Raw genomic sequence first — 807 nt, forward strand, 5'->3', positions numbered from 1 at the left:
CCTTGCCCCTGCCTGATTTGTTGCGCGAGTTGCTCGATGAGCTGTTGGCTGACTGGCTCTATCTAGGTGAGCGCATTGCGGTGCTGAGTAAACGGCTCGAAGCGACAGCCCAAGAAGACGAGGTCGCACAGCGGCTGATCACCATTCGTGGCGTCGGTCCAATCATCGCCACGGCAATCGTGGCGAAACAGACCGAGCCCAGTCGATTCGCCAGTGGCCGAATGTATTCTGCCTTCTTCGGTATCGTGCCCGACCAGCACAGCAGCGGAAACAAAATCAGGCTGGGCAGGATGAGCAAGCGAGGTGACGGCTACATACGCAGCCTGATGATCCAAGGCGCGCATGCTGTCTTGAGTCAGCTAAGGCCTGATTCCGATCAGCCAGACGATCGCCGCCTCTTGCGCTGGCTGTCCCGCCTTGGGCGCAAGGAGGCGGCTATCAGGCTGGCTAATCGAAATCTGCGCATTATCTGGGCTCTGTTACAGAGCAATCAGGTTTACCAACGCAAACCGAACAACAACTCGGAGGCTGCTATGAGCCTCTGACCAACCGAGCAATGCCACCGGGGCGCCGAGCGCTCCAACCCCTGCTAGTGAACATTGACCCTTGGTAAGACCGTCGCAGACAGATGCCTCCGCTCCTACAGGCCTGATGTAATGGCCTCAATGTAAACGGCACGCTGCGAGCTCACCACGATGTTGGCCAGAAGCGAAAAGCTTCCTCGAATAGGCCTGATACATAGATGCAACCGGGTTCCAATGCTCAAAAGCAGCTAGACAATGTGGGCGAGTCCATACATAGGAGCGG

1 protein-coding gene is annotated in these 807 nt (G+C 57.1%); it reads left to right on the forward strand.

Annotated elements, in window-relative coordinates; translation table 11 throughout:
• The coding region (locus tag HU766_RS25945) for an IS110 family transposase (protein WP_186661849.1) at positions 1-545 on the forward strand (545 nt) is incomplete at its 5' end.
• Positions 546-807 lie beyond the last annotated feature (262 nt).

Source organism: Pseudomonas sp. SWRI77, from assembly GCF_014269105.1.
In the GTDB taxonomy this organism is placed as follows: Bacteria; Pseudomonadota; Gammaproteobacteria; order Pseudomonadales; family Pseudomonadaceae; genus Aquipseudomonas; species Aquipseudomonas capeferrum.